The organism is Levilactobacillus mulengensis (assembly GCF_003946045.1).
GTDB classification, from domain to species: domain Bacteria; phylum Bacillota; class Bacilli; order Lactobacillales; family Lactobacillaceae; genus Levilactobacillus; species Levilactobacillus mulengensis.
Genome location: NZ_RHNW01000001.1, coordinates 336,597 through 362,563, shown reverse-complemented (window position 1 = coordinate 362,563; position 25,967 = coordinate 336,597). Strand labels below are relative to the sequence as shown.

Below are 25,967 nucleotides of genomic sequence, written 5' to 3'. Positions count from 1 at the left end.
TTGGTGAAGATGAGTACAGGACAACGAAAAACCAAAGCAGTTGTTGGGGTCGTCGGGGCCATTGGGGCTTTCGCGGCGGGCGCAACTATTACCGCAAATGCGGACAGCATCCAAGTTAAGCCAGGAGACACCGTGTGGGACCTTTCACAAAAACTCGGTGTTTCTATTCAGGATTTAGAACAACAGAATTCAATTGACGGCAAGACCGATTTAATCTTTGTTGGTCAACGTTTGCAAGTCAAGTCAGCTAAGACCGCTAAGCAGTCATACACAGTGAAGTTCGGCGATACCTTATGGGATCTCGCCCAGACCTACCACTTAACAGTGGCCCAGTTACAGAAGGCTAATGATATGTCCGGCGATATGTTAAGCGTCGGCCAGAAGTTGACCATTCCACAAGCGAGCGCAACTAAGGGCGACAGCACGACTAGTCAGGCAGCGCCTAGCGCAACCAGTCAATCAACGCAGAAGGCCAACGCCGTTCAAGCCCAGATTGTGGCTGAACAGCAGGCGGCTGCAAGTAAGCAAAAGCAACAAACCGCCGCAGCTACTAGTAGCTCCACGGTGACGAGCGCGGCGAAGTCAACCAGCTCAACGTCAGCAGCATCGACGGGGCAGAGTAGTACCGCCCAGTCATCATCAACGACGGCGACAAGTCAGGCGAAATCCTCAACGGGCCAAACTGGTTCGCAAACGACTAGTCAATCAGCTTCAACGAGTTCCACGATGAAGCATCAGACGGCGGCACAACCGTCAACCCAGTCGGCTGCTAGCTCATCAGTAACGGCGCCTTCATCAAGTGTGTCAAGCCAGAGTACCACGTCGCGCACGAATACGACGACGTCTTCTTCAGTTGCCAGTCAATCACAATCAACAACAAGCAACCAGACGCCAACTAGCAATGCCACGGCAACGACGCAACGGCGCAGTCGGGCAGCCTTGGTACGGTCCACGTCAAGTGCCACCAGTCAAAGTACGACGAGCCAGAGTCAAACTAGCGCGGCAGCTAACCAGTCAACGACGAGTCAAAGCGCCGTACAGAGCAAGACAAGTACACCAGCTGCCACGAGTAGCAGTGCGGTAACGCAAACGGGCAGTCAAAACGCGACGGCCACGACTGCGGCTAAGAAGACGAAGCGGCTCAAGACCACGACGCGTTCTGCCGTGAACAATCAGACCACTTCATCCGCTTCTGCGGCCCAAGGATCTACGTCCAGTTCAACGGCGGCCGTTGCGACGACTAGCAGCAGTACCAAGAAGAAGGCTAGCACCAGTGGCTTGACCTCAGGTTCCGTCACGGGCTTGGCCTTGAAGTTAGCTTCAGCCAACATTCCTTACGTCTGGGGCGGGTCTTCCTTGAGTGGGATGGACTGTTCTGGTCTGGTCGCTTATGTTTACCAGCACGCCCAGGGCGTCAGCCTGCCACATAACACGGTCTCTCAAGAAAGCTATGTTACCACGCACTCTGTGGGCTCAGCTAAGCCTGGGGACATCCTGTTCTGGGGATCTAAAGGGGCCACGTACCACGATGCCATTTACTTAGGCAACAACCAATTTGTTGCGGCACCAGAACCTGGTCAAAACGTTAAGGTACAGTCCATCAGTAAGTACTTCATGCCTTCCTTCGCAGGGACGCTGAAGTAGAGCGGTTTCATCCGAAGCGGGGGTTTAGCCACTTTGGCCAAATTGCCGAAAAAAGTTAAGATTATCGTTAACAAATCCGTGACCAAGTGTTATGATACTTTTTGTCATTTAGAGACAGACGAGTAATCATAAATAAACCTGGTTGAAGGAGTTGTGTATTGATGAGTAATCGAATTGAGATTCTGGAAGAATACCGGCAAGCTAATTCACAGTTAGCCACGCTTAAGCGGAAAGAGTCTGAGAGTGTTTGTTCTAGTTCGGAAACGGTGCGAATTGAGCCCCGTTACGGCGAGGAAATGCATGACCTATCCAATAAGTGCGCTCAGCTGGACATGATTCTGGAAGCAATGGATGCTTCGGAAGATTAACTAAAAACCTATCGAGGAGTTTGGGGTGTTATGATCCCAGGCTCCTTTTTTGCTGGGCAAATTTGGTAGATGACCGCTGGCAGATGTCAAAATACCAACATTGGTGTATACAAAAAGCCGTAGCATCACTAGGACGTTTGTCCAGTGATGCTACGGCTTTTAAAGTAAGAACCTCGTTAAATGGTTAAATCAAACCAGAAGGGATACTGGTTAACCCCAACGTAGACGTCGAAGAAACGTCCGCCCATCTCTTCACCGTCTAATTGGCCGTATTCGATGGCTGGAACGGTGAGGTGGACCTTTGATGCCTGATAGTAGTGAACGGCCTTAGACGTCAAATGACGCTTAAATACGAGCCGTAGGGCTAACCACATCAGCTTCAAGAAGTTGGGCTTCTCGATAACCACTAGGTGGAGCTGATGATCTTCAATCGTGGCCCCCGGGGCGATGCCAACGCCACCCCCGAAGTAGGGGTGATTAGTTGTAGTCACCAAGAAGGCGTTGGCATAGATGTCTCGCTGATTGCCCACGTGGACGGTCAACGTGAAACCAGATTGGTTGTAATACACATCTAATGCCGACGCCAGGTAAGATAGGGAACCCAGGTGGTGCTTGTTGAGCCAAACCTTGGCTTTGGATTGATTGGCCTTCGTGATGATGGCCGCATCGAAACCGATACCCAAATTATTCGTGAAGACACCATGTTCATGTTTAATCGTTTCATCGTACGTACCAATATCATAATTGGTTGCGTGGGTACACTGGATGACCTGATCAAAGGCGTCTTCCCATTTCGTGGCCATGCCGGCACCGCGGGCAAAGTCGTTGCCGGACCCAATCGGAATGTAGCTAACCGGAATCGGGTAAGTCCGGGGTTGCTTGGTGAGACCGTTAATGGCCTCGTGCAGGGTGCCGTCGCCCCCAATGGCGAGAACTACCCAATTTTGGTGGGGTTCATCGGGGAGTTGTTTGGCAAATTGCTCACTCAACAGAATGGCGTGGTGGGCGTACTCCGAAACAGCTAGTTGGTAGGAGACTTGGGCGTCATCAAGGCGCGCCTTAATCTGGGGCCAAAGTGTAGCGGCCTGGCCACTTCCTGCATGTTCATTTAGGATGATATAGAACTGGACAGTCACCGTACTGCTCCTCTCAATTTTTAGTCCATTTCATTATAAACGAAAACCAGCGGGGTGCCTAGTGATTATCGTCGACTTTCCTTAGTTGTAATAATTAAGACGCCAATGGGTTCGTAAATGGCTAAATGACAACGTTTTCATGGAAACTATGCAACCAAAAAGGACCCGAGACGACTGGTCTCGAATCCTTTAGGTAAATTACTTAGTCATGATGAACATTGGCAGAATCATTGGGTGCCGCTCAGTCTTCTCAAACAAGAAGTTTTGCAGGTCATCAATGACCGCGTTGCGAATGGAGGCTTCAGTCGCCTTCGGATTGCGCATCGCCCGACGGATCGTCTGGAAGACGCGCCGCCGACCTTCGTTCAACAGCTCGCCGGATTCTCGCATGTAGACGAACCCACGAGAAAGCAGGTCAGGACCGGCCTTGATCTCTTGGTTCTTGAGATCAATCGTGGCAACTACGACCACCAGGCCTTCTTCGGAGAGCAATTGACGGTCGCGTAACACGACGTTGCCAATGTCACCGATGCCAGAGCCGTCAATGTAGACGTCACCAGCAGTGAAGTGGCCAGCGACCCGAGCAGAATCCTGGGTGAGAGCGAGAACGTCCCCATTTTGCAGGATAAAGCTGTGATCGAGGGGAACCCCACATTGTTCAGCCAGTTCGGTATGAATCTTCAACATCCGGTATTCCCCGTGAATTGGCATGAAGAATTTCGGTTGCATCAGCCGGAGCATCAGCTTCTGTTCTTCTTGACCACCGTGACCGGAAGTATGAATGTTGTTGACCTTACCATGAATGACGTTGGCGCCGGCTTCTTCTAGCTCGTTAATGACCCGGTTGACTGAGATGGTGTTCCCAGGGATTGGGTTACTAGAGAAGACGACGGTGTCACCCGGCTGGATGGCAATTTGCCGGTGGGTCCCGTTAGCGATCCGTGAAAGGGCCGCCATGGGTTCACCTTGCGAACCGGTACAGAGAATCATGACCTTGTTCGCCGGCATGGAGCGAATGGTATTGGCGTCAACTAACGCTTCGTCGGGGATGTTTAAGTACCCGAGTTCTCGACCATTAACAATGGCTGCTTCCATGGAACGGCCAAAGACCGCAATCTTACGACCGTGGGCCAGTGCTGTTTCACAGGCAGTTTCAATCCGAGAAATGTTCGAAGCGAAGGTGGCAAAGATGACCCGGCCCTCGACTTGGTCAAAGATCTTACGGATGGATTTACCCACCCATTTTTCTGACTTCGTCCAGATAGGGCGTTCAGCGTTCGTGCTATCAGACATCAAGCACAAAACGCCTTCTTCACCCAGCTTGGCCATCTTTTGTAGATCAGGCGGCTGGTTGGTAACGGGTGTTAAGTCGAACTTATAGTCACCCGTTTCCACAATCGTGCCGACTGGTGTATGGACAGCAACCCCCAAGGTATCAGGGATTGAGTGGGTCGTCCGGAAGAAGGTGACACTCATCTTCCGAAATTTAAGCACAGTATCATCATCAATTGTGTGTAGTTCAGTCGATTTAAGTAATCCGTGTTCTTCAAGCTTGTTCTTGATTAAAGCTAAGGCTAACGGCCCCGCGTAAACGGGAACGTTGAGTGCCTTTAATAAATAAGGAATACCGCCAATATGATCTTCATGGCCGTGGGTAATCACTAGCGCCTTGATTTTGGCTTGGTTTTCAACGAGGTACTGGTAATCAGGAATCACATAATCGATTCCTAATAATTCGTCCTCTGGAAATTTAATCCCGGCATCAATTAGGATGATTTCATCCTGAAATTGAATCCCGTAAGTGTTTTTCCCAATTTCGCCAAGTCCACCCACGCCAAAGATAGCGGTCTCGTTATTTTTGACGTTTAATTTGTTCATTCAGTGAACTCCGTTAATTTGTAATTCGGATTCTGTTGCTCGTAAGCTAAGTCGTTGCCTTCAATAGCTTCGATGAATTCGATATTGTGGTCCGTGTGTGCTTCCACTTGTGCCCGGGCTTCAACCTCGGTTGGGGCCTCCAGGTAAAGGGAATGCGTATCCTCGCGCTTAGGATTCCGCTTGTTATCTTCTTGGTAATATACTTTATAAATCACAGACAAAACTCCTTCAATTTAAACGATTTAATTCGTCAATTCGTGAGCGAACGATGAATTATTTATGTCCTGCCGAACTGCGGGTTGCTTACACAACAATTAGCACAATTTTAGCATAGTTTCAGCTGATTGTATAGAATTACCCCTAGACCGTAAAACATGCTATGATGAAACTAGTGTAAAGTGAACGGAGGAGTCGCCATGGCACTAATAGTGGAAATAATTATTGGCATCATTATTGCGTTGGTTATTTACGTTGTGATTCACCGAATGATCGTGCAACGAGCGACCAGAATGGTGCGGCGAAACGCCCAGGATGAAACGGATGTGGCGGTCAAGGCCGCGCTCCAACGGTTGGTGAATGATGATGTGCTGACCGAAGAAGAGTGTCAAATTAGTTCGGCGGTGACCGTGGCCGATGTCTGGGGCCGGGGCGTGATGGTCTTTGAGTATGCCATGCCAACCGGAATGGATACGGATCGCCGGTTACCGCACTTGGAAACAGCCTTCAATGAAGCGCTGGCTAGTTTTAGTGCGGATCATCAAGTCAAAGCGGTCGTGGCCGGGCCGGCATTTGTGGTCAGTGACATCTGGTTGTACGAGGGGCAGCTCCACGTGGACGTGGCCTACCTCATGAACGAATCTACCGTGGAATACTTAAAAGATTTAAAGAAGCTTAATGATCCGGCGATGAAGGACCGTTAGTCCTGTTGGAGCGACTGATTGGCGGGAACGCGAATGACGTGTTCTTCCATTAGATGATGCTTGGGAATGGTGTGAGTTTACGTAAGCGACATGCCGGCTCAGTTAATGGTTCACTCCCACTGGTCGTCTTCGCGAGGGATAAATCGGGGCTATACCTAGATCATTGAAACACTCCGGATAAGATGTGTAAGAATAGATTGTTAAAACAATCACAATATAATGGAAGAAACACGTTTGATTTTAATAGAAATCGGCAAATAATTGTTGTCAGATAGGGCTGTGGCCCACGTTTGAAAGGGAAGAGCTTCCCTGGAAATTTTACGGTTTCTACTATAGAGAGATTCAGTCGAAAAGGATTCAAGTCCAGATGCCTGGTTGGCGTCGCGAGACTTGAATTCTTTTTGCTTGGCACTAACTGATTCTTGTACCGAGAATTGAAATTCACCACTAAATTCGTTTAGCCGCCTAAAAAACGCCGCCACCCAATTTTCAGGGTTGCGACGTCATTTTAGTTAATTACTCAATCATGATCATGTCATCGTTACGGGCGAATGGCTCGTCCTTGTTGATGTGATCGTAGAAGAGGGTGCCATGTAAGTGATCGATTTCGTGTTGGCAAACGATTGCCGGGTAGTTCTTCAAGCGAATCTGGTGCTTCTCACCAGTCACGTCGTAGTAACGTAAGGTGATGCGGTCGTGACGGGGCACGAAGCCGGGCACGTCTTTATCAACGGAGAGGCAACCTTCACCCTCGGTCAGGGCACCGGGTTGAACGGATTCGGACACGATGACCGGATTGATGATGACATCGGTGAACGGTGACTTGCCGCCGTCTTCTGGTGCGGGCACCAGCACGGAAGCCATTTTCTTGGAAACACCCACTTGGGGAGCAGCCAGGCCAACGCCAGCACGCAAACCGTATTTCTTACATTGTTCTGGGTCTTGGGAAACAACTAAGTATTCCATTAAGTCCTTAGCGAGTTGTTGGTCTTCCGCTGAGAGGGGGAACTTAACGTCCGCAGCCTCTTTGCGTAGGACGGGATCGCCGTCGCGGACAATATCTTTCATCAGAAACAAGAGCAATTACCTCCGCAAAAATAAATATAGTTACGTACTATTGTAACATACCGGTTAAAAGAAATGAAATGAAAAGAAAACGGTTTCTATTTTCAAAAAAAGTGAAAAATGTAAAACCGCAACTCGCAGTAGGAGTTTGGCCGAATCCCTTTATTTGTCACAATGAAAGGGCTTGCAAGAGCTGTGAAAAAATGGTACATTTTAAACGTAGTCAGGAAACGCAACGTTAACTCACTTTTAGTTAACAATTTCATATCAAGTGAAAGGAAAGTGTTACTTATGGCTAATGGAAGCAAACAGATTGTAGACTTTGCCAAAATCAAAGCTACGATGGCCGATCCGTATAAGCACCCGGTTCAAGTCATCAATGGAGATGGCAAGGTTGTTGATCCAGACACGTTGGCAAAATATTCAGATGACCAACTTGTTGACTTCATGAAGAAAATGGTTTGGGAGCGTACGTTACACGAACAAACAATGAACTTCTCCCGTCAGGGTCGTCTCGGTTTCTATGCTCCAACTGCCGGTGAGGAAGCCAGTGAAATGGGAAGTGTTACCGCATTTAAGGAACAAGACTTCCTGTTACCTGCATACCGTGATTTACCACAAATGATTCAACACGGTACTACCGTTGCAAAAGGTTTCTTATGGTCAAAGGGTCATGTTGAAGGTAATCAACACGAAAATCCTAACATGATGTTCCCACAAATTATCATTGGTGCCCAATACGTTGAAACTGCCGGCGTTGCTCTGGGTATCCAAAAGAACAAAGACAAAGACCGTGTAGCATTCGTCTACACCGGTGATGGTGGTACTTCACAAGGGGACTGGTATGAAGGAGTTAACTTCACCAGTGCTTACCAAGCACCTGCCGTATTCTTCGTTCAAAACAACGGTTGGGCTATTTCCGTTCCACGGAAGAAGCAAACTGCTGCTGAAACCTTAGCACAAAAGGCCGTTGCCATGGGTGTTCCTTCCGTCCAAGTTGATGGGATGGATATCGTGGCCGTCCACGAAGTTTCAAAGGCTGCTCGTGACTATGCCGCTGCTGGTAATGGTCCAGTTGTTATTGAAACCTTAACTTACCGTTATGGTGCTCACTCCTCTGCTGGTGATGATCCTTCTCGTTACCGGACCGATGAAGAAACTAAGCCTTGGTTCGATGCCGATCCATTAATTCGTATGCGGAAGGTCTTAACTGACAAGGGCGTTTGGTCACAAGATCAAGAAGACAAGTTAGTTGAACAATACAAAGACGAATTTAAAGACGCAATGAAGGAAGCTGAAGCAGCACCTGCACAAAAGGTTTCTGACTTCTTGAAGTGGACTTACAATGTTCCTACTCCAGCTGTTAAGAAGCAAATTGCAGAATTCGAAGCAAAGGAGTCGAAGTAATCATGGCTAAAATGACGTATATCAAAGCGATCACTTCTGGTCTGGACCAAGTCTTAAGCGATGACCCTAAGACGTTGATCTTCGGTGAAGATGTTGGTAAAAACGGTGGTGTGTTCCGGACGACCGTTGACTTACAAGACAAGTATGGCGAAGACCGTGTCTTCGATACCCCACTTGCTGAATCCGGTATTCTTGGATTAGCTATTGGTTTATCATTGACTGGCTGGCGTCCAATTCCTGAAATTCAATTCATGGGCTTCACGTTCGAAGCAATGGATGGGATTGTTGGACAATTAGCTCGTGACCACTACCGTTTCGGTGGCCAAAAGAACTTCCCTGTTACCATCCGTACGCCATTTGGTGGTGGGACTCATACCGCCGAAATGCATGCTGATAACTTGGAAAACTACTTCGTAAGTACCCCAGGTCTGCGGGTAGTTACCCCTTCAAATCCATATGATGCAAAGGGCTTGGTTATTTCTGCTATCGAAAGCGACGATCCAGTTCTGTTCATGGAAAACTTGAAACTTTACCGTTCAATGAAGGATGAAGTTCCAGATGACAAGTACACTGTTCCGTTGGACTCCGCTAAGGTTGTTCGCGAAGGTACTGATATTACCCTCGTTGCCTACAGTGCTGAAGTCAACGAAGCTTTGACCGCTGCCGATGCTTTAGCTAAGGACAACATCTCTGCTGAAGTTATTGACCTGCGTTCCTTGTCACCAATTGACACTGATACGATCTACGCTTCCATTGACAAGACCCACAAGGTTGTTGTCATTCAAGAAGCTCAACGGATGGCCGGTGTCGGCGCCGTTGTCGCATCAGACATTGCTGAAGACAAAATCATGTCATTGGATGCTCCAATTGGCCGGGTAGCTGCACCAGATAGCGTTTACCCATTTGCCCAAGCTGAAAATGACTGGATCCCTAACTCCGATGACATCGAAGCTAAGGCTCGCGAAATCTTCAACTACTAAAAATAACATCTAAACATTAAACGATAAAATTAACGATGTGGGAGACATCCTGCATTAGATGAAAGAAAGGAAGTTTTCCCATGGCTTATACGTTCAAACTCCCAGAGCTTGGTGAAGGAATGGCCGAAGGCGAAATTTCTTCATGGCTTGTTAAAGAAGGAGACGCAGTTAAGGAAGACGACACATTAGTCGAAATCCAAAACGATAAGTCTGTTTCGGAATTACCATCACCCGTTGCTGGTACTATTTCACAAATTGTTGCACAAGAAGGGGACACTGTTGAAATTGGCGATCCACTGATCGTCATTGACGATGGTTCAGATACCCCTGCTGACTTGACGAAAGATAGCGACTCTGCAGACGACGCTCCAGCTGAAGAAGCTGCGCCAGCACCTGCACCAGAACCAGCCGCAGCTCCAGCAGCACCTGCTGCTCCAGCCGCTGCACCTACTGGTGTTCCAGCCGCTTCAGACCCTAACAAGTTAGTTATGGCAATGCCATCTGTCCGTCAATACGCACGTGACAAGGGTGTTGACATTACCCTGGTTGCCCCAACTGGTAATCATGGTCAAGTTCTCAAGGCTGACATCGACAACTTCAATGGCGCCGCTGCACCTGCAGCCGCTGCTGTTCCAGCTGCCGAAGCCGGTGGCAAGGCCGTTACTGGTCAAGCTATCAAGCCTTGGAACGCTGACAACCCAGATCTGGAAACTCGTGAACCAATGTCACCAATGCGGAAGATCATTGCTAAGAGCATGCGTACTTCCAAGGACATTGCACCTCACGTAACTTCATTCGATGAAGTTGAAGTTTCTGAATTAATGGCTAACCGTAAGAAGTACAAGCAAGCTGCTGCCGACAAGGACATCCACTTGACCTTCTTACCTTACATTGTTAAGGCTTTGGTTGCCGTTATGAAGAAGTACCCTGAATTGAACGCATCAATTGATGACACGACTCAGGAAATTGTTTACAAGCACTACTACAACATTGGTATCGCTACCAACACTGATGATGGTCTTTACGTACCAAACATCAAGGCTGCTGATTCCAAGGGTATGTTTGAAATTGCTAAGGAAATCACTGAAAACACCCAAGCTGCTTACGACAACAAGTTAAGCCCAGCTTCTATGGCCGGTGGTTCCATCACGATTTCTAACGTCGGCTCAATCGGTGGTGGCTGGTTTACCCCAGTTATCAACCAACCTGAAGTTGCTATTTTAGGTGTTGGCCGGATTGAAAAGGCTCCTATCGTCAACGAAGATGGCGACATCGTTGTTGGTCGTATGTTGAAGCTTTCTCTGAGTTACGATCACCGTCTGATTGATGGTGCCTTAGCTCAAAATATTTTGAACGACATGAAGGCATTGTTACACGATCCTGCAATGTTGTTAATGGAAGGGTAGGAATAATATGGCAGATGTTGAAAAAAAGGACACCGTCATCATTGGTGCCGGACCCGGCGGTTACGTTGCCGCCATTCGGGCTTCTGAATTAGGCCAAAAGGTCACTTTAGTTGAAAAGTCCGATACCCTTGGTGGTGTCTGCTTAAACGTTGGTTGTGTACCTTCTAAGGCCTTGATTCAAGCGGGTCACCGTTTGGAACAAGCTAAAGATGGTTCCACCTACGGGATTTCAACGAAGTCAGCTGAAATCGACTTCGCCAAGACTCAGGAATGGAAGCAAAAGAAGGTCGTTGATCGGATGACCAGCGGTGTTAAGATGCTGATGAAGAAGCACCACGTTGACGTTGTTAACGGGGAAGCTGTCTTCCTGAGTGACACCCAACTACGGGTTATGCCTACGGGTGAAAAGCAGTTCATGTCCACTGATACGGGCCAGACTTTCGAATTCAATAACATTATTATTGCATCCGGGTCTCACCCAATCGAAATCCCTGGCTTCAAGTTTGAAGGTCGGGTTGTCGATTCTACCGGTGGTCTGGCCTTGCCAGAAATCCCTAAGGAATTCGTTGTTATCGGTGGTGGTTACGTTGGGACTGAATTAGCTGGTGCATACGCTAGCTTAGGTGCTCACGTAACGATCCTCGAAGGCACGAAGTCAATTCTGCCTAACTTTACTAAGGACATGGTTTCCGTTGTCCTTAAGAAGTTGAAGAAGAAGGGCGTTGATGTTATCACCAACGCTATGGCTAAGAGTTCCAAGCAAGACGACAACAGTGTCAGTGTGACCTACGCTGTCGACGGCAAGGAATCTACGATTAAGGCTGACTACTGCATGGTCACCGTTGGTCGTAAGCCAAACACTGACGACTTAGGCTTGGAATACACCAAGGTTAAGTTGAACGACCATGGTCAAATCGAAGTCGATAACCAAGGCCGGACTGCTTCAGAACACATCTGGGCTGTCGGTGACGCTGTTCCTGGTGCTGCATTGGCTCACAAGGCCTTTACTGAAGCCAAGACTGCGGCTGGTGCCATCTCCGGTAAGAAGACGGCTAACGACTGGCTGAGTGTTCCAGCTGTCTGCTTCTCTGATCCTGAAATTGCGACCGTTGGTTACAGCGCCGACGCAGCTAAGGACAAGGGAATCAAGGTCAAGACTGCGCAATTCCCATTCGCTGGGAACGCACGTGCCGTTTCATTGGACGCCGCTGATGGGTTTGTTCGGTTCATCTACACGGATGACGACAACAAGAACATCGTGGGTGCCGAAGCGGTTGGCCCTGAAGCCAGCACCATGGCTGGTGAATTATCAATCATCGTTAACGACGGCTTGAACGTTGAAGACGTTGCCTTGACCATTCACCCACACCCAACGTTAAACGAACCAATCCAAGAAACTGCCGATATCGCTTTGGGCTTCCCAACCCATATCTAAAGTCTCTCGTGATTGTTAAAAGCGTTACAGAAAAGGTTACCAGTAGTGGTAGCCTTTTTTGCTGTCCTTGGGTTTTGATTTGGGGCTTTAGGGTCAGGGACTTAGGGTCAAAACCAGGTTCAAGGGCACGCGGCATTGGCCACCTGCGGCTTCCAGGTGTTCCGCCTGCTGTGGGGAACGGTGCCGGCCTGAGAAGCGGTCCGGCACCTCGCTTTGAAACCTCGCTGAGGCGCGCGAGTTTCCAAAGTCGTCCCGTGATGTAAGACCGGGCAGAACACCCGGTCAACATCACCGACACAGCCGTCTCCACACCTGGCTTCCTCCGGCTCTTGATGGTGAGTGACCCCTGAAAAGGGTTTAACCCAAACCCAAAATGCGCTACAACGGGTGTGAGTGGTGATAACAAGGTTACAGCTCTTACACCCGTTGTAGCGGTCAAAGCATTGTCTCATGATGTTTTCGTAAAGTTACGGGGATGAGTCACTATGATTGGGAAGGGCGAGTGCAGCACTGATGGGGACGACAGCAGGCAGTGACAATCAACCTTTGCATGAGTTGTTGAATAAGCAACAATGTGAGTCGTGAGGGCGGGCAAAATGGGTTCAGCCGTGGGATTCACTCATCAGACCCTGATGAGTGAATGGCGACTTTGAAACTCGGTTCTCAGAGGTTCAAAGCGAGTCTGAAGACCGTTCTTTGGCTTCAGACGTCCTGCCCACCGCGTTCCGACCCATTTTGCCCGCCCGGTAGGCGCTGACGAGGACAATTTAATCTACAAAACGCCTAGAAAAAGTTGATTGTTACAGCTTGCTATCCCCGGGCGTTCACTTATAATGGAGCTATGACTTGCGTTTGCCCGGACCACACTGTGTGCGCCTGGGCAAGAGAGAACGTGAATTGGGCAAAAAGGAGGGTCACCATGAAACCAACGTTGATTATTCAAGGAAACTTTGAGCAGGCGAGTCGGTTTATCCGGCAACTACTGGTGGCAGATCTGCCGCTAGAATGTGTTGTGATCCCGAATGTAACTGACGACGCCCCGCGATACCAAGCGTTGGTGGTGGCCAGTGCCCTGTGTCCCCAGATGACGCTACGGGTGGGGACGGCCGTGGACTACGGTAAAGCCACCTGGCTGGTCTTGCTTGACCGGGCCGATGCTGAGACCGTTCCGGCGGCCGAAGTCGCTGAATTGCGACTGTTCATGAACCGAATCGTGGAAAATGGGTTTAAGGGCCAATTGGTTTTCTGTGGTGAGCATGATGAATTATTGACCTACTTTGCCTGGAAATTCTCCGGGTTGAATCAGAGTCAAATCTGGGGCCTGGGAACCTTTCCCTTGGCGCGACTCCTCACGTACCGCTTAGCTGAACGACTGGGGGTCGGCGTAGCGGCAATCCAGACGGCTGTCGTCGGGACGGCGGATAAGCCCATCGTGGCGTGGAGTCGGACCTACGTGGGGCCTGCGCCCATTTTGATGTATCTGGCTAATGAGGATGCTAAATTTAACGCGGATGATTTAGGCAAAATGGGTCATTGGCTCCAACGAGAGGCGGGGGAGGACCAACGGATGTTGCGTTCTATGGCGCTTATCCGCCTGTTAGAGGCCGATTTGACGAATCAACCCCTGATTGCCTCGGTCACGAATATTCACGATGAGACGCCCGTCTATGCCGCGGCGACCCCCGTGCTGGTGAATGGCAGTGGGGTCAAGCATCTAACTAATTTAGTCTTATCTGAAGATGAGCAGCACGAATTTGCCGAGCAGATTGCGACGCTGCGAGAAAATATTGCGACCATTGCCGGTCAGCAAACGGAAGGACGCGCTTAAATGGAACCAAATAATTATGCCTACCCCTTAGAACCAGACTGGTCGACTGAGGATATCGTTGCAGTGACCACGCTCTACCAGCGAGTGGAAGACGCGTATGAATTACCACGCGGCGTGGCTAGTAGCGACTTACTGGATGCCTACCGGGCATTTCAGAAGGTCGTTCCACAGAAATTTATGGAAAAACAGCTCGACAAGTCTTTTGAAGAAGCGGCCGGGTATAGCATTTACCGGACGATGAAACGGGCCCGGCAGGAAGACGGTCAGATTAAGATGAAAGGACAGGCGTAGCATGAGCCAAGATTGGCAGCAACTCAACACCGCAATTATTAAGTTATTGAGAGAGGCGCGACAACACGTTTTAACCAAGATGCAGGATCCGTTGACCGTCGCTGAAAAGACGAATCGTAAAGATTTAGTGACCAACGTGGACAAGGCTAACGAAAAATTTTTGACGGCGGGCATTCGTGAGATTGATCCCACCGCTAAAGTTTTAGGCGAAGAAGGGTTTGGGGATGACCTCACCAGTCTTGAGGGCCGCGTCTGGATTGTGGACCCCATCGATGGCACGATGAACTTTGTGAAACAGCAAGATAACTTTGCCATCATGATTGGCATCTACCAGGATGGCGTTGGCCAATTGGGCTACATTTATGATGTGATGAATGATGTGCTGTACCACGGTGGACCGCAACTGGGCGGCGTTTGGGCCGATGATCGGCAACTCACAGCACCGGCTGATATTGCGTTGGCCGATGGTCTGATTGGTGCCAGTGGTCCCTTAGTGATTCATGATGTGGCGCACATGCAAGAAATTATTCACGTCAGTTCGGGGATGCGTGTCCTGGGAAGTGCCGGAATCGAAATGATTAATATCATGAATGGCAAGACGTTAGGGTACATTTCACACCTGAAGCCTTGGGACATCGCGGCAGGTCAAGTCCTGCTAAATGAGTTGGGGGTTCAAGTCTCGACTATTGACGGAAAACCACTCGATATGTTATCATCTAATCTTGTACTAGTAGCGACGAAAAAAGCGCAACGTGATATTCTCCAAATCGAAGAAGATGACGTCTCACTGTGACCCTGTCACAGTTTTTTTATGCGGCTGGCCGATACGGATGGACTTTACCAGCTATTGACGCTACAATAAGCGTACTTACAGACGTAAGCATGCCGTGATCCATCTAATTCACCAAGCACGAAAGGAAGAAATACACTTGAAAATCAGAGATGATATCCGTAACATTGCCATCATTGCCCACGTTGACCACGGGAAGACGACCCTGGTTAACGAAATGCTGAAACAATCCGATACGTTAGACGAACACACGGCCATTGACGACCGTGCCATGGATACTAACGCAATCGAAAAGGAACGGGGCATTACGATCCTGTCCAAGAACACCGCTGTTCGTTACGGCGACAAGCAAATCAACATCTTGGATACCCCAGGACACGCCGACTTTGGTGGTGAAGTGGAACGGATCATGCGCATGGTTGACGGCGTTCTGTTGGTTGTCGATGCCTACGAAGGTACGATGCCACAAACCCGTTTCGTTTTGAAGAAGGCCCTCGATCAACACTTAACCCCAATCGTGGTTATCAACAAGGTTGACCGTGAAGGCGCCCGTCCTTCCGAAGTCGTTGATGAAGTCTTAGACCTCTTCATCGAATTAGGTGCGGACGAAGACCAATTGGACTTCCCAGTGGTTTACGCCTCAGCTATGAACGGGACTTCTAGCTACGAGCCAGAAATCTCCTCACAAGAACACACGATGAAGCCTGTCTTTGACACGATCATCAAGCACATCCCAGCCCCAATTGACAACACTGACGAACCTTTACAGTTCCAAGTTGCCATGCTCGACTACAACGATTTCGTTGGCCGGATTGGGATTGGCCGGATCTTCCGTGGGAAGGTTAAGGTTGGTGACAGCGTTACTGTTATGAAGCTTGACGGTACTAAACAAAACTTCCGGGTTACCAAGTTATTTGGTTTCTTCGGTTTGAAGCGTTTGGAAATCAACGAAGCCCAAGCCGGTGACTTGATTGCCGTATCTGGGATGGATGAAATCAACGTTGGGGAAACCGTTGTGGCTCCTGACACGTTGGAACCACTTCCAATCTTACGGATTGACGAACCAACGCTGCAAATGACTTTCCGGACCAACGACTCACCATTTGCTGGTCGCGAAGGTAAGTTCGTGACGTCTCGTCAAATCGAAGAACGTTTGAAGCGTGAATTGCATACCGACGTTTCCTTACGTGTCGATGACACCGACAATCCTGGTGCCTGGGTCGTTTCTGGTCGTGGTGAACTTCACTTGTCCATCTTGATCGAAACGATGCGTCGCGAAGGTTACGAATTGCAAGCTTCTCGTCCAGAAGTTATCTACAGAACAATCGATAACGTTCGTTGCGAACCATTCGAATCAGTTCAAATCGATACCCCTGACGAATACACCGGTTCAATCATCGATACCTTATCTAAGCGTAAGGGTGAAATGAAGAACATGGAAGCCGTTGGGAACGGTCAAACGCGTTTGACCTTCATTGCCCCATCACGTGGGTTAATCGGTTACTCAACTGAATTCCTGTCCTTAACTCGTGGATACGGGATCATGAACCACACGTTCTCCAAGTACATGCCAGTTATCAAGAACTGGAACCCTGGTCGTCATAACGGGACTTTGGTTTCCATCAACTCTGGTAAGGTAACGACTTACGCTATCATGGCTGTGCAAGACCGTGGGCTCATCTTTACTGATGCCGGGACTGAAGTTTACGAAGGGATGATTATTGGCCAAAACAGCCGTGACAACGACATTTCTGTCAACATCACGCGTGGTCGTAACCAAACCAACGTCCGTGCCGCTGGTTCTGAAGATATCGCCAAGGTTAAGTCGCCTTTGAAGATGTCCTTGGAAGAATCACTGGAATTCATCAACGAAGATGAATACTGTGAAATCACCCCAGAACACGTCCGTCTTCGGAAGCAAATTCTGAACACCAGTGAACGTGAAAAGGCTGCCAAGAAGCGGAAGACTGCTTCACGGAAGTAATTTAAACCTTAAATAAATTTTAACGGTAAGACCCAGTGAGGGAACTCACGGGCCTTACCGTTTTTTTTGTGCCAAAATTATAAGCGAGCTATGCTATAATGTAAACATTCGATTACCGCTAGACGGCGGTAGACTTGGAGCGAATCAATCGTATGCGAAAGTTAAAATATTTAGATTATTGGTTACTGGTACCTTATTTGATTTTGAGTGTCTTCGGGATTGTGATGGTGTATTCCGCCAGTGCCGACATTGGCACGCAAAATGGGGGGAGCCCGGGCAGTTATTTAATTAAACAGGCATTATACGTTTTCCTGGGTTTAGCCATTCTGGGGTTCATGATTATGATGAACATCAATAAGTTACGGAATAGACGGCTGTTAAAGATTGCCGGGTACTTTGCCTACGGGGCGCTGTTCTTCCTGCTGATTAGGGGCGAAACCGTCAATGGGGCCGCTGGCTGGATCAGCTTGGGGCCCATCAACATTCAACCGGCTGAATTCATTAAATTTTATATCATTATCTGGCTATCAAATGTGATTACGAACCGCCAGGATGACTTGGAAGAATACAGCTGGTGGTCCACAATGCGACAGCCACTACTGGTCTGTTTTATCATTCTGGCACTGATTGTAAAACAACCCGATTTAGGTGGGGCGGCAATTAACGGCGCTATCATGTTTGTCCTGTTCTTAAGCAGTGGGTTCGCCTCACGTTGGGCCAAGATTATTTTTACCGGGATCATTGCCGCGGGTATTTTTGTGGTTATGCCGGCGCTTTCCTGGTTAGCATCGTCGTCTGCAGGAAAAGGGTCGTATCAGTTACAACGAATCGTGGCCTTCATGAACCCCTTTGAGCATGCTCAGGGCGTTGGGCAACAGCTGGTTAATTCCTACTACGCGATTAGTAATGGCGGAATTTTTGGGGTTGGTTGGGGAAATAGTATCCAAAAGACGGGGTACCTGCCCGAACCCAACACCGACTTTATCATGGCTATTTTGACTGAAGAGTTAGGCTTGATCACGGCACTGGCCGTTGTGACATTGCTCTTTGTGATTATCTTACGGACCGTACTGATCGGGGTTCGGAGCAATTCGACCTATCAGTCATTAGTATGTTACGGGGCGGCCACTTATTTAGCCGTCCAAACGTCGTTTAACTTGGGTGGGGTCTTAGGCTTCCTCCCAATCACCGGGGTCACGTTCCCGTTCATCAGTTACGGGGGTTCCAGTACTTGGACCCTGGCGCTGGTAATGGGGGTCGTCATGAACATTAGTGCCCGGCAGAAGCGTTATCGGATGACGAATTAAGCTGTGAGGGATAAGTATTGAGTCATTGGCCTAATCTATTCCTGATGCAATTAGAGACAACACAAATTGTTTCTGAGTAGTAAACGATAGCAAAGTGCTGCATGGGATGAACTAGTGTTAGTTACAGCCATAGATTGTTTGGTGGATTAAGTAAGAGACAGGCAAGTGATTGACGGGCTAACTGCGTGTCAGCCGTGAGGGCGGCGAAAATAAGTTCAGCCGTGGGAATTCTCTTAGCGATTTATCGCTTAGAAAATTGGCGTCTTTGTGACTCGGTCTTTGAGGCGCAAAGCGATCCCGGAGACCGTTCTTTGGCTCCGGGTGTCCGCCCACAGCGTTCCGACTTATTTTCACCGCCCGGTAAGGCGACTAACATGCAAGCCTAGCCCGTAAAAGAAGGAGGACGAACGAATGGCATTTGAAATGCAAGCGCGGCAGAGTCTGATCGTCTACACCTATAGTTTAAAGCAGACGCGCCAACTAAAGCGCTACGGGACCGTGATGTACGTGTCAAAGAAGATGCGTTACGTGGTCCTTTACGTCAATCAAGAGGACGTCAAGAAATTAACGGACCAGTTGAGCCAATTACGCTTTGTCAAGCGCGTGGTGGCCTCAGCACGGCCAGAAATCAGTGAAACGTTTAACGGGGTCGCCGAAGAGATGACGGCCCACCAAGACCCTGAAGCAGAGGATGATGAAGAATGAGAATTGTAGCTGGTGATTTTGGTGGCCGGCGGCTGAAGGCCGTTCCTGGCATGGCCACACGACCAACCACGGATAAAGTTAAGGAAGCCCTGTTCAACATTATTGGGCCTTACTTTGAGGGCGGTCGGAGTCTGGACCTATTTGCCGGCTCCGGTGGTCTCAGTATTGAGGCCGTGTCCCGCGGGATTGAACAGGCTGTTTTGATTGACCGCCAGTACGCGGCAATTCAAACGATTAAGGACAACGTGGCGGTTACTAAGGCTGAAGACCGGTTTGAAATTTTAAAACGCGACGCGAACCGGGCGCTGCAAGAGTTGTCTGACCGTGGCGACCAGTTCGACCTGGTCTTCTTTGATCCGCCGTACGCCCAACAAAAAATTGTGGCCCAGATGGCGCGGTTACGGGAATTAAATCTGTTAACGCCAACGGCTCGTATCGTCTGTGAAACGGACCAACAGGCTAAATTACCGGATGACGTTGACGGGTTTCACTTCATTGAACGCCGGGACTACGGGATTACCGAGCTGACCATTTATGGAATGGGAAGTGACGCTGAATGACGATTGCGGTCTTTCCAGGCAGCTTTGATCCGTTGACCAATGGCCATCTGGATTTGATTACTCGCGCCAGCAAGATTTTTGATCAACTGGTCGTCGCTGTGGGACAGAATACCTCTAAGCGTGGCCTGTTCACGACGGCAGAGCGGGTGGCCTTTATTGAAGAGACCACGAATGACTTGCCTAACGTGCGTGTGCGGGTCGAAAGTGGCCTGACGGTGAGCTTCATGCAGTCGATTCAGGCGACCGTGCTGGTCCGGGGCATTCGCAATAGCGTGGACTTTGAGTATGAACAAGGTATTGCGGGGATGAACCGAACGCTGGATCATAACATTGATACGGTTTGCTTGATGGCGGACCCCCAGTATCAATTCGTTTCTTCGAGTCTGTTGAAGGAAGTCGCGCGGTTTGGCGGGGACCTCACCAATTTAGTACCGCCCGTGGTGGCCCATGCCATGGTCGCACGCTTAGAAGGTGAACAGTAGATGTGGAAATTGACCCGCCGTGAGTGGCGGCAAATTATCGTAACGATTGGCCTCTCACTGCTGATTCTGGCGTTTTTCTTCCTGCCACTCCCCAAGTATATCGAGGGACCAGGCGAGGCGGATAATTTAAAATCATTTGTGAGCATGCCGGGGCATCCCGATAAGTATGGGGGCAAGTATATGATCACGTCCGTGGCTCTGTCACAGGCACGTCCGGCCACGTACTTATACGCGAAGTTAAACGCTTACTACAGCATTGAAGGCGTGGACGATGTTACCGGGGGCGAAAGTAATGCCACCTATGACAAGGTTCAGGACTTTTATATGCAGAGTGCCATCAATGAATCCATTTATACGGCCTATCAGGCGGCCCATAAGCCCGTTACGCGGCGCTATCTGGGAATCTACGTGCTGAGTGTGGATGACAAGTCGCCATTTGCTGGCAAGCTTAAGGTCGGTGACACCGTGACCAAGGTCAACGGTCGGCATTTTAATTCGATGGTCGGGTACCAACACTACATCCAGAAGCAAACCGTGGGGGAACCGGCAGCCATTACCTATCAGCACAATGGTCAGACGAAACGGGTGACCAAGAAGCTGATGCGCCTGCCAACCAAAAAGGCGGGCATCGGCATCACGCTGACGGATAACGTTAAGGTCACCGCGAAGCCCAAGGTCTCCATTGACGCGGGCCAAATCGGCGGGCCTTCTGGTGGGCTGATGTTCAGTCTGCAGGTCTACTCGCAGGTCACCGGCAAGAACTTGCGTCACGGTCGAAAGATTGCGGGGACCGGGACCGTTGATGGCAACGGTAACGTGGGCGAAATTGGCGGTATCGATAAGAAAATTATCGCCGCTAAGCGTGCTGGTGCGACGGTCTTCTTTGCGCCGTACGTCAAGCCATCGAAGCTCCTGTTGAAATACGAGGAGCAGCACAAGACCAATTACCAATTGGCTAAAGCGACGGCGAAGAAGTATGCGCCAGACATGAAGGTCGTGCCGGTTAAGACGTTTAATGACGCCGTGCATTACCTGGAGACACATAAATAAGATTTGTGATGCGGCTGGAGAATTTCTCCGGCCTTTTATTTTTGAAAAAAATGTTGCCAAATAAAAAACATTTGCGTCCCGTTTACGCAGTTAATCTGTAAAGGGGGTCGCAAAATGAGTCGCATACAAGAATGGTGGTTTGCATTGAGTCGCCAGCAACGGTGGCTAGGATTAACAATTGGTCTCAGCGTGGTGGTGCTGGGTGGCTGGTTAGCCCTGCGACAACCCGCACAGGCGGCGGAGTCGACCATGATACCGTCCGCAACCGGGAGTGGGCAAATGCAACAGTCCTCGGCTATGAGTAGTGGCCACCGACCGGTTACGCAGTCGTCGATGGGACAGTCCAGTCAGGCAAGTAGCCACGATACCCGGGTATTTGTGGATGTCCAGGGGGCGGTCGCCCATCCGGGACTCTATCAGTTTGGCGCCGATATGCGGGTAGCCGATGCGTTAAAGGCTGCCGGTGGACTGACTAGCCGGGCGGATCGGAAACAGATCAATCTTGCCACGCGTTTGACCGACCAGCAACAGCTGTACGTCCCCATCAAGGGCGAAAAACCACCCACTAGTAGTGCACCGGCAACCGCGTCCGGTAGCGGCAGTCAAAAGCCGGGGAGCCAGGCGACGGCTACCAGTGGGGGGAGTGACAAACCCACGGCCGTGGTGAATTTGAACACGGCCACGGTGGCAGACCTGCAACAGCTAACCGGTATCGGGGAGAAGAAAGCCCAAAAGATTGTTGATTACCGCGAGGCTCACGGGAGCTTTCAGACGGTGGCTGATTTGGCCCAGGTTCCTGGCTTTGGAGCGAAGACCGTGGCGAATTTACAAGATCAACTCACGACGTCTTAACTGGTGGTATACTGAAAAATAAAATTGCTAAAGGGGTAATTGTGATGAAACGAGAACGGATTCCTTGGGATCAATATTTTATGCTCCAAGCACTAGTGATTTCCACGCGAAGTACCTGTAACCGGCTGTCGGTCGGGGCGACCGTGGTCCGGGACAAGCGCATCATCGCAGCGGGCTATAACGGGTCCGTATCGGGCGATGATCACTGTTTAGACGAGGGCTGTTACATGGTTGACGGTCACTGTGTCCGGACGATTCATGCGGAAATGAATGCTATCTTACAGTGTGCCAAATTTGGCGAGGCAACGGATGGAGCAGAAATCTATGTCACGGACTTTCCGTGTCTCCAATGCACCAAAATGTTGCTGCAGGCCGGCATTCGTAAGATTACCTATATGCGAAGCTATCACAATGACCCGTACGCCCAAAAGTTAATCGAGTTGAAACATGTGGTGTTAAATCAAGTGACCGTTGATCCGGCTTTACTGTCGACGTTGCCGTTTGATCAGCCGAAACAAGATTAGTGACGGCTGACCGCTGGTTCTTTATGAGTCTCCCGGTGGCGGCACTAAGCGTGGTCATGGGCGGTCATCCCTGGGCCGGTACACTCCTTCTCGGACTGATGTTGGCCCGCGTTTGGACGTTACGAGTGCGGTCCATCTGGGTACTGACGTTGGTCTTACTCGGCTTATTTGGTGGGCTCTGGGGGTTGCGGCAGGCCACGCTAACGCGCCGGCAGCTGCCGTTTGTGACCCCGACGCTGACCAGTCGGACGTTACGGGTACAGCCGGACGCCGTGGTCCTGCGTGGGGCGGCCTACTATTTTGTCGCTCGAGATGTTGTGACTGGCGAAGGTTTAACGGTGCGGGGCGCGGTGAAAACGGCTGATGAGCTTCATCAATTGCAACGTGAGAGCCACGCAACTGTCTGGCGGGTGAGTGGGCAACAGCAAGGCATTTTGCCGGCCACAAATTTTAATCAGTTCGACGGTGCGGCTTACTGGCGGCACCGGGGAATTGTGAAGACACTGAAGATTACGGCCATCACCAGTCGGGAGCGGGCTAAGTCGACGCTGACGTCGGGGTTTACAGACTGGGGACATCATTGGCGAGCGCGGCTCATTCAGGCCTGTGAGCGCCTGCCGGGGGCGTTACGCGTCTATGCGCTGGGATTGCTGCCGGGCGCCAAGGCGGCGGAGTCGGTGGCTGAACTGCAGGGGATGCAGCGGTTAGGCCTACTCCATTTATTTGCGATTTCGGGGCTCCACGTGGCACTACTTTTGACGGCGGTCGAGTGGCTGTGTGTACACCTGCGACTACAGCGCGAGCACTGGGAGATGGGGATGCTGCTTGGCTTACCGGCTTACTTCATCTTGGCCGGCAGTGGGAGCGGTGTTCTTAGGGCTTGCTGGATGCGCGGCCTGCAACTGACGGGTAAACGCCTAGGTTGGCGACTGAGTACCTTAGATGCGTGGGCCTTGGCCTTTCTGGTCGGACTGGCGGTGAACCCCGGGTTATTATTTGAGCTGGGGAGTCAGTTGAGCTATGGGCTGTCCCTAGGGCTGATTTTGCTGAAGGATGAGTCTAAGGCCTGGCGGCAGGTCGGCCTCACATTGCTGGGATTGCCCAGCCTCCTCAGTGGGTTATTTCAGTGGCACAGTCTGACGTTACTAGCTAACTGGTTGGTAGCGCCGTTATTTCCCATCGTCATTTTACCCGTGACGTTGCTGGGAACCGTGGTATTTCCCTGGTTGCCCGGTATCAGTCGGTGGTGTGCTGGTTTATTGAAAGGCTTAGACGATGGTCTAGCCTGGTTGGCCACGTTACCCGGGAATGTGCCCTTTGGCAAACCGGCGTGGTGGGTGGCTTGGCTCTGGCTTGCCGGGACCTGGTGGCTGTTTACCCGAGCACCCCGGCAACGACGGCGGTGGGTTGGGATGTTGTTGGTGAGTTATGCGCTGGTCTACGGGGCGATTCACTTGCCACTGTCCGGTGAGGTGGCCTACTTCGACGTGGGTCAAGGGGATAGTATTTTGTTGCGGACACCCTTTAACCGGCGAATATCCCTGATCGATACCGGTGGGCGCTTGGGCTTTCCACAACCCGACTGGGTCCCGCCAACGCCGACCACGTATGGCGCAGAACGGACAAATATTAATTACTTAAAGAGTCGGGGAATCGATCATGTGGATGATCTTTATCTGACGCATCACGATGCCGATCACATTGGGGATCTGCCAGCTTTTTTACAGGAATTACGGGTCAAGCGACTTTTGGTTCCCGCGGGGATGGAGTCGGAACCAGGTTGGCAACGTTTATTGAAAAATAGTGCCACGCCGGTCAAAATTGAACCCATTCAAGTGGGCAGCGCGGAACCCCTGTTGGTGCGGCATCCCGATCACGCGGCTCCAGCCGAAAATGAAAACTCCCTAGCGCTACAGGGAACCTTTGGCGGCCTGAATTTTCTGTTTATGGGAGATTTGGACCAGGCCGGCGAGCAGAAAATGTTGGCGGCGGACCCGCAGCTGCACACGGACGTGTTAAAATTAGGACATCACGGAAGCAAAACGGCGTCGGCCCCAGCCTTTATTGCCCAGGCAAAACCTAAGTGGGCAATTATTTCTGCGGGACGACAGAACCGATACGGCCATCCGAATGCGGAGACCCTCACCACGCTGCGGCAGAACCAGGTGCCAGCGGTGAGTACCCAAACGAGCGGGATGATCCGCTACGTTTATCGGGGCAAGCACGGGTATTGGCAAACTAAACTTAAAGGGGCACAAGTGTCGTGACAATCAATGAACTTTTAAAAACACTCGAACACGGGGGACAGTTGGCCAACGTTTATTTAATCCTGGGCCAGGCAGATTATCTGCAACGGCGGTTGAAGACGGGCTTCAAGAATAGTGTGCCAGCTGAGGAACAGACCATGAACTTCGCTAGCTATGACATGGACACGGTACCATTGGCGGTCGCCCTGGACGATGCCATGGCGGCGCCGTTCTTTGGTGAGCGCCGGGTCGTTTGCATCGACAACCCCCAGTTTTTAACCGGTGAAACGAAGAAACAGAAGGTCAATCACGATATTGATAGCCTCCAAACGTACTTGGGGGCGCCCATGCCCAGTACGGTATTGGTCTTTTTTGCCCCGTATGAGAAGCTAGATGGCCGGAAGAAAGTGTCGAAGCAATTAAAAAAAGTTGCCACGACGATTGAAATCGGCAACTTTGCGGAGCGTGAGGTTCGGCAGTTTATTGAAGGCCAGCTCAAGCAGGATGGTTATAGTATGGCACCGGCCGCACTTAACGAATTGATTCAGCGGACCGACGCGGATCTGACCCTCATGATGAGTGAACTCCCTAAGTTGGAACTCTTTTCTTTGCCAAGCAAAACGATTGAGCTGGCAGCCGTCACCGGACTGGTGCGACAGACCTTAACGCAAAATGTGTTTGACCTGGTCAACCGGGTCTTAGCTAAGGATACGGCGGGGGCAGTGACCCTATACCGAGAACTGCTACAGGCTAAGGAAGAACCGCTGCGAATCAATGCTATCCTGCAGGGACAATTTCGACTATTGATTCAAACCAAGGTCTTAGCCAAGCAGGGATACAGTCAAGGCAAATTAGCCAGCATCTTAAAGGTGCACCCGTACCGAATCAAATTAGCGCTGCAGAGTCAGCGACGCTTTAAGCTGACCGATTTGAACCGGGCATACTTGGGCCTCTTTCGGGTCGAACAGCAGATGAAGTCGACGGCGATGGAACCAGAAATGCTGTTTTCGTTATTCATGACGCAATTTGCGAGTCAAGTTGCCTAAGATAGATATACGTGGTGCCGGCAGGGAATGTCGGCACCTTTTTTAGACGACAAAAAAGGCGAT

General features: G+C 50.3%; 24 protein-coding genes. 20 read left to right on the top strand and 4 right to left on the bottom strand.

All coding sequences use genetic code 11. The features are described 5' to 3' along the window. The first annotated feature begins 9 nt into the window (after positions 1-9). Together EKM84_RS01700 and EKM84_RS01695 are read left to right on the top strand one after the other, a co-directional pair. Positions 10-1,644: a peptidoglycan endopeptidase gene (locus EKM84_RS01700; RefSeq protein ID WP_125763010.1), complete on the top strand. Its 1,635-nt coding sequence runs from the start codon at positions 10-12 to the stop codon at positions 1,642-1,644. A gap of 161 nt (positions 1,645-1,805) precedes the next feature. Further along, complete coding sequence (locus tag EKM84_RS01695) at positions 1,806-2,012, top strand: hypothetical protein (protein WP_125763008.1); 207 nt, start codon at positions 1,806-1,808, stop codon at positions 2,010-2,012. A gap of 176 nt (positions 2,013-2,188) precedes the next feature. Here the strand turns inward: EKM84_RS01695 and EKM84_RS01690 are convergent, their stop codons facing one another. From EKM84_RS01690 to EKM84_RS01680, 3 genes are all read right to left on the bottom strand, one after another. Continuing rightward, positions 2,189-3,148: a diacylglycerol/lipid kinase family protein gene (locus EKM84_RS01690; RefSeq protein WP_125763006.1), complete on the bottom strand. Its 960-nt coding sequence runs from the start codon at positions 3,146-3,148 to the stop codon at positions 2,189-2,191. A 198-nt stretch (positions 3,149-3,346) separates the two neighbouring features. Further along, on the bottom strand, positions 3,347-5,026 hold the full coding sequence (gene rnjA / locus EKM84_RS01685; RefSeq protein WP_125763004.1) for a ribonuclease J1: 1,680 nt from the start codon (positions 5,024-5,026) through the stop codon (positions 3,347-3,349). Further along, positions 5,023-5,241, bottom strand: a complete 219-nt coding sequence (locus tag EKM84_RS01680) for a DNA-directed RNA polymerase subunit epsilon (protein WP_125763002.1) — start codon at positions 5,239-5,241, stop codon at positions 5,023-5,025. Before EKM84_RS01680 ends, rnjA begins: the two co-directional genes overlap by 4 nt. Positions 5,242-5,442: 201 nt before the next feature. Here EKM84_RS01680 and EKM84_RS01675 point away from each other — a divergent pair, with 201 nt between their 5' ends. Next, positions 5,443-5,946 carry a hypothetical protein gene (locus EKM84_RS01675; RefSeq protein ID WP_125763000.1) on the top strand — a complete coding sequence of 168 codons (504 nt, stop codon included), beginning with the start codon at positions 5,443-5,445 and terminating at the stop codon, positions 5,944-5,946. A 516-nt stretch (positions 5,947-6,462) separates the two neighbouring features. Here EKM84_RS01675 and def read toward each other — a convergent pair. Continuing rightward, complete coding sequence (def, locus tag EKM84_RS01670) at positions 6,463-7,023, bottom strand: peptide deformylase (protein ID WP_125762998.1); 561 nt, start codon at positions 7,021-7,023, stop codon at positions 6,463-6,465. 279 nt (positions 7,024-7,302) lie between these two features. On the opposite strand from def, the gene pdhA reads away from it, so the two are divergent. From pdhA to holA, 17 genes are all read left to right on the top strand, one after another. After that, the gene (gene pdhA / locus EKM84_RS01665) at positions 7,303-8,418 is read left to right on the top strand and encodes a pyruvate dehydrogenase (acetyl-transferring) E1 component subunit alpha (RefSeq protein WP_125762996.1); all 1,116 of its coding nucleotides are present in this window, start codon (positions 7,303-7,305) and stop codon (positions 8,416-8,418) included. Positions 8,419-8,420: 2 nt separating this feature from the next. Next, positions 8,421-9,398 (top strand): alpha-ketoacid dehydrogenase subunit beta, encoded by a 978-nt coding sequence (locus EKM84_RS01660; protein ID WP_125762994.1) that lies wholly within the window; start codon positions 8,421-8,423, stop codon positions 9,396-9,398. 80 nt (positions 9,399-9,478) lie between these two features. Further along, positions 9,479-10,804 (top strand): 2-oxo acid dehydrogenase subunit E2, encoded by a 1,326-nt coding sequence (locus tag EKM84_RS01655; protein ID WP_125762992.1) that lies wholly within the window; start codon positions 9,479-9,481, stop codon positions 10,802-10,804. A 7-nt stretch (positions 10,805-10,811) separates the two neighbouring features. Continuing rightward, the gene (lpdA, locus tag EKM84_RS01650; RefSeq protein WP_125762990.1) at positions 10,812-12,239 is read left to right on the top strand and encodes a dihydrolipoyl dehydrogenase; all 1,428 of its coding nucleotides are present in this window, start codon (positions 10,812-10,814) and stop codon (positions 12,237-12,239) included. A gap of 919 nt (positions 12,240-13,158) precedes the next feature. Continuing rightward, entirely contained in the window at positions 13,159-14,067 is a 909-nt protein-coding gene (locus EKM84_RS01645) for a lactate dehydrogenase (RefSeq protein ID WP_125762988.1), read from the top strand. Then, positions 14,068-14,358, top strand: coding sequence for a UPF0223 family protein (locus EKM84_RS01640; protein ID WP_125762987.1), 291 nt, complete (start codon positions 14,068-14,070; stop codon positions 14,356-14,358). It abuts the gene before it with no gap. Between the two features lies 1 nt (position 14,359). Next, complete coding sequence (locus tag EKM84_RS01635) at positions 14,360-15,151, top strand: inositol monophosphatase family protein (RefSeq protein ID WP_125762985.1); 792 nt, start codon at positions 14,360-14,362, stop codon at positions 15,149-15,151. Between the two features lie 136 nt (positions 15,152-15,287). Continuing rightward, on the top strand, positions 15,288-17,132 hold the full coding sequence (gene typA / locus EKM84_RS01630) for a translational GTPase TypA (protein WP_125762983.1): 1,845 nt from the start codon (positions 15,288-15,290) through the stop codon (positions 17,130-17,132). A gap of 152 nt (positions 17,133-17,284) precedes the next feature. Beyond that, a complete protein-coding gene (locus tag EKM84_RS01625) occupies positions 17,285-18,439 on the top strand; it encodes an FtsW/RodA/SpoVE family cell cycle protein (RefSeq protein ID WP_125762981.1) in 1,155 nt (384 codons plus the stop codon). Between the two features lie 411 nt (positions 18,440-18,850). Further along, positions 18,851-19,144 (top strand): YlbG family protein, encoded by a 294-nt coding sequence (locus EKM84_RS01620; RefSeq protein WP_125762979.1) that lies wholly within the window; start codon positions 18,851-18,853, stop codon positions 19,142-19,144. Beyond that, on the top strand, positions 19,141-19,704 hold the full coding sequence (rsmD, locus tag EKM84_RS01615; RefSeq protein ID WP_125762977.1) for a 16S rRNA (guanine(966)-N(2))-methyltransferase RsmD: 564 nt from the start codon (positions 19,141-19,143) through the stop codon (positions 19,702-19,704). The genes EKM84_RS01620 and rsmD overlap by 4 nt, the downstream gene beginning before the upstream one ends. After that, complete coding sequence (gene coaD / locus EKM84_RS01610; RefSeq protein WP_125762976.1) at positions 19,701-20,186, top strand: pantetheine-phosphate adenylyltransferase; 486 nt, start codon at positions 19,701-19,703, stop codon at positions 20,184-20,186. The genes rsmD and coaD overlap by 4 nt, the downstream gene beginning before the upstream one ends. Continuing rightward, the gene (locus EKM84_RS01605) at positions 20,187-21,236 is read left to right on the top strand and encodes a SepM family pheromone-processing serine protease (RefSeq protein ID WP_125762974.1); all 1,050 of its coding nucleotides are present in this window, start codon (positions 20,187-20,189) and stop codon (positions 21,234-21,236) included. Positions 21,237-21,350: 114 nt separating this feature from the next. Next, entirely contained in the window at positions 21,351-22,088 is a 738-nt protein-coding gene (locus EKM84_RS01600; RefSeq protein WP_125762972.1) for a ComEA family DNA-binding protein, read from the top strand. A gap of 44 nt (positions 22,089-22,132) precedes the next feature. Then, a complete protein-coding gene (locus EKM84_RS01595; protein ID WP_125762969.1) occupies positions 22,133-22,612 on the top strand; it encodes a ComE operon protein 2 in 480 nt (159 codons plus the stop codon). A gap of 35 nt (positions 22,613-22,647) precedes the next feature. Beyond that, positions 22,648-24,879, top strand: coding sequence for a DNA internalization-related competence protein ComEC/Rec2 (locus tag EKM84_RS01590; protein WP_225418109.1), 2,232 nt, complete (start codon positions 22,648-22,650; stop codon positions 24,877-24,879). Then, a complete protein-coding gene (gene holA / locus EKM84_RS01585) occupies positions 24,876-25,904 on the top strand; it encodes a DNA polymerase III subunit delta (protein WP_125762967.1) in 1,029 nt (342 codons plus the stop codon). The genes EKM84_RS01590 and holA overlap by 4 nt, the downstream gene beginning before the upstream one ends. The last annotated feature ends 63 nt before the right edge of the window (positions 25,905-25,967 follow it).

Coding starts and splice junctions, on each gene's coding strand:
- EKM84_RS01700 (WP_125763010.1), top strand. CDS start 10: ATGAGTACAGGACAACGAAAAACCAAAGCAGTTGTTGGGGTCGTCGGG.
- EKM84_RS01695 (WP_125763008.1), top strand. CDS start 1,806: ATGAGTAATCGAATTGAGATTCTGGAAGAATACCGGCAAGCTAATTCA.
- rnjA (WP_125763004.1), bottom strand. CDS start 5,026: ATGAACAAATTAAACGTCAAAAATAACGAGACCGCTATCTTTGGCGTG.
- EKM84_RS01675 (WP_125763000.1), top strand. CDS start 5,443: ATGGCACTAATAGTGGAAATAATTATTGGCATCATTATTGCGTTGGTT.
- pdhA (WP_125762996.1), top strand. CDS start 7,303: ATGGCTAATGGAAGCAAACAGATTGTAGACTTTGCCAAAATCAAAGCT.
- EKM84_RS01660 (WP_125762994.1), top strand. CDS start 8,421: ATGGCTAAAATGACGTATATCAAAGCGATCACTTCTGGTCTGGACCAA.
- EKM84_RS01655 (WP_125762992.1), top strand. CDS start 9,479: ATGGCTTATACGTTCAAACTCCCAGAGCTTGGTGAAGGAATGGCCGAA.
- lpdA (WP_125762990.1), top strand. CDS start 10,812: ATGGCAGATGTTGAAAAAAAGGACACCGTCATCATTGGTGCCGGACCC.
- EKM84_RS01645 (WP_125762988.1), top strand. CDS start 13,159: ATGAAACCAACGTTGATTATTCAAGGAAACTTTGAGCAGGCGAGTCGG.
- EKM84_RS01640 (WP_125762987.1), top strand. CDS start 14,068: ATGGAACCAAATAATTATGCCTACCCCTTAGAACCAGACTGGTCGACT.
- EKM84_RS01635 (WP_125762985.1), top strand. CDS start 14,360: ATGAGCCAAGATTGGCAGCAACTCAACACCGCAATTATTAAGTTATTG.
- EKM84_RS01625 (WP_125762981.1), top strand. CDS start 17,285: ATGCGAAAGTTAAAATATTTAGATTATTGGTTACTGGTACCTTATTTG.
- EKM84_RS01620 (WP_125762979.1), top strand. CDS start 18,851: ATGGCATTTGAAATGCAAGCGCGGCAGAGTCTGATCGTCTACACCTAT.
- rsmD (WP_125762977.1), top strand. CDS start 19,141: ATGAGAATTGTAGCTGGTGATTTTGGTGGCCGGCGGCTGAAGGCCGTT.
- coaD (WP_125762976.1), top strand. CDS start 19,701: ATGACGATTGCGGTCTTTCCAGGCAGCTTTGATCCGTTGACCAATGGC.
- EKM84_RS01605 (WP_125762974.1), top strand. CDS start 20,187: ATGTGGAAATTGACCCGCCGTGAGTGGCGGCAAATTATCGTAACGATT.
- EKM84_RS01600 (WP_125762972.1), top strand. CDS start 21,351: ATGAGTCGCATACAAGAATGGTGGTTTGCATTGAGTCGCCAGCAACGG.
- EKM84_RS01595 (WP_125762969.1), top strand. CDS start 22,133: ATGAAACGAGAACGGATTCCTTGGGATCAATATTTTATGCTCCAAGCA.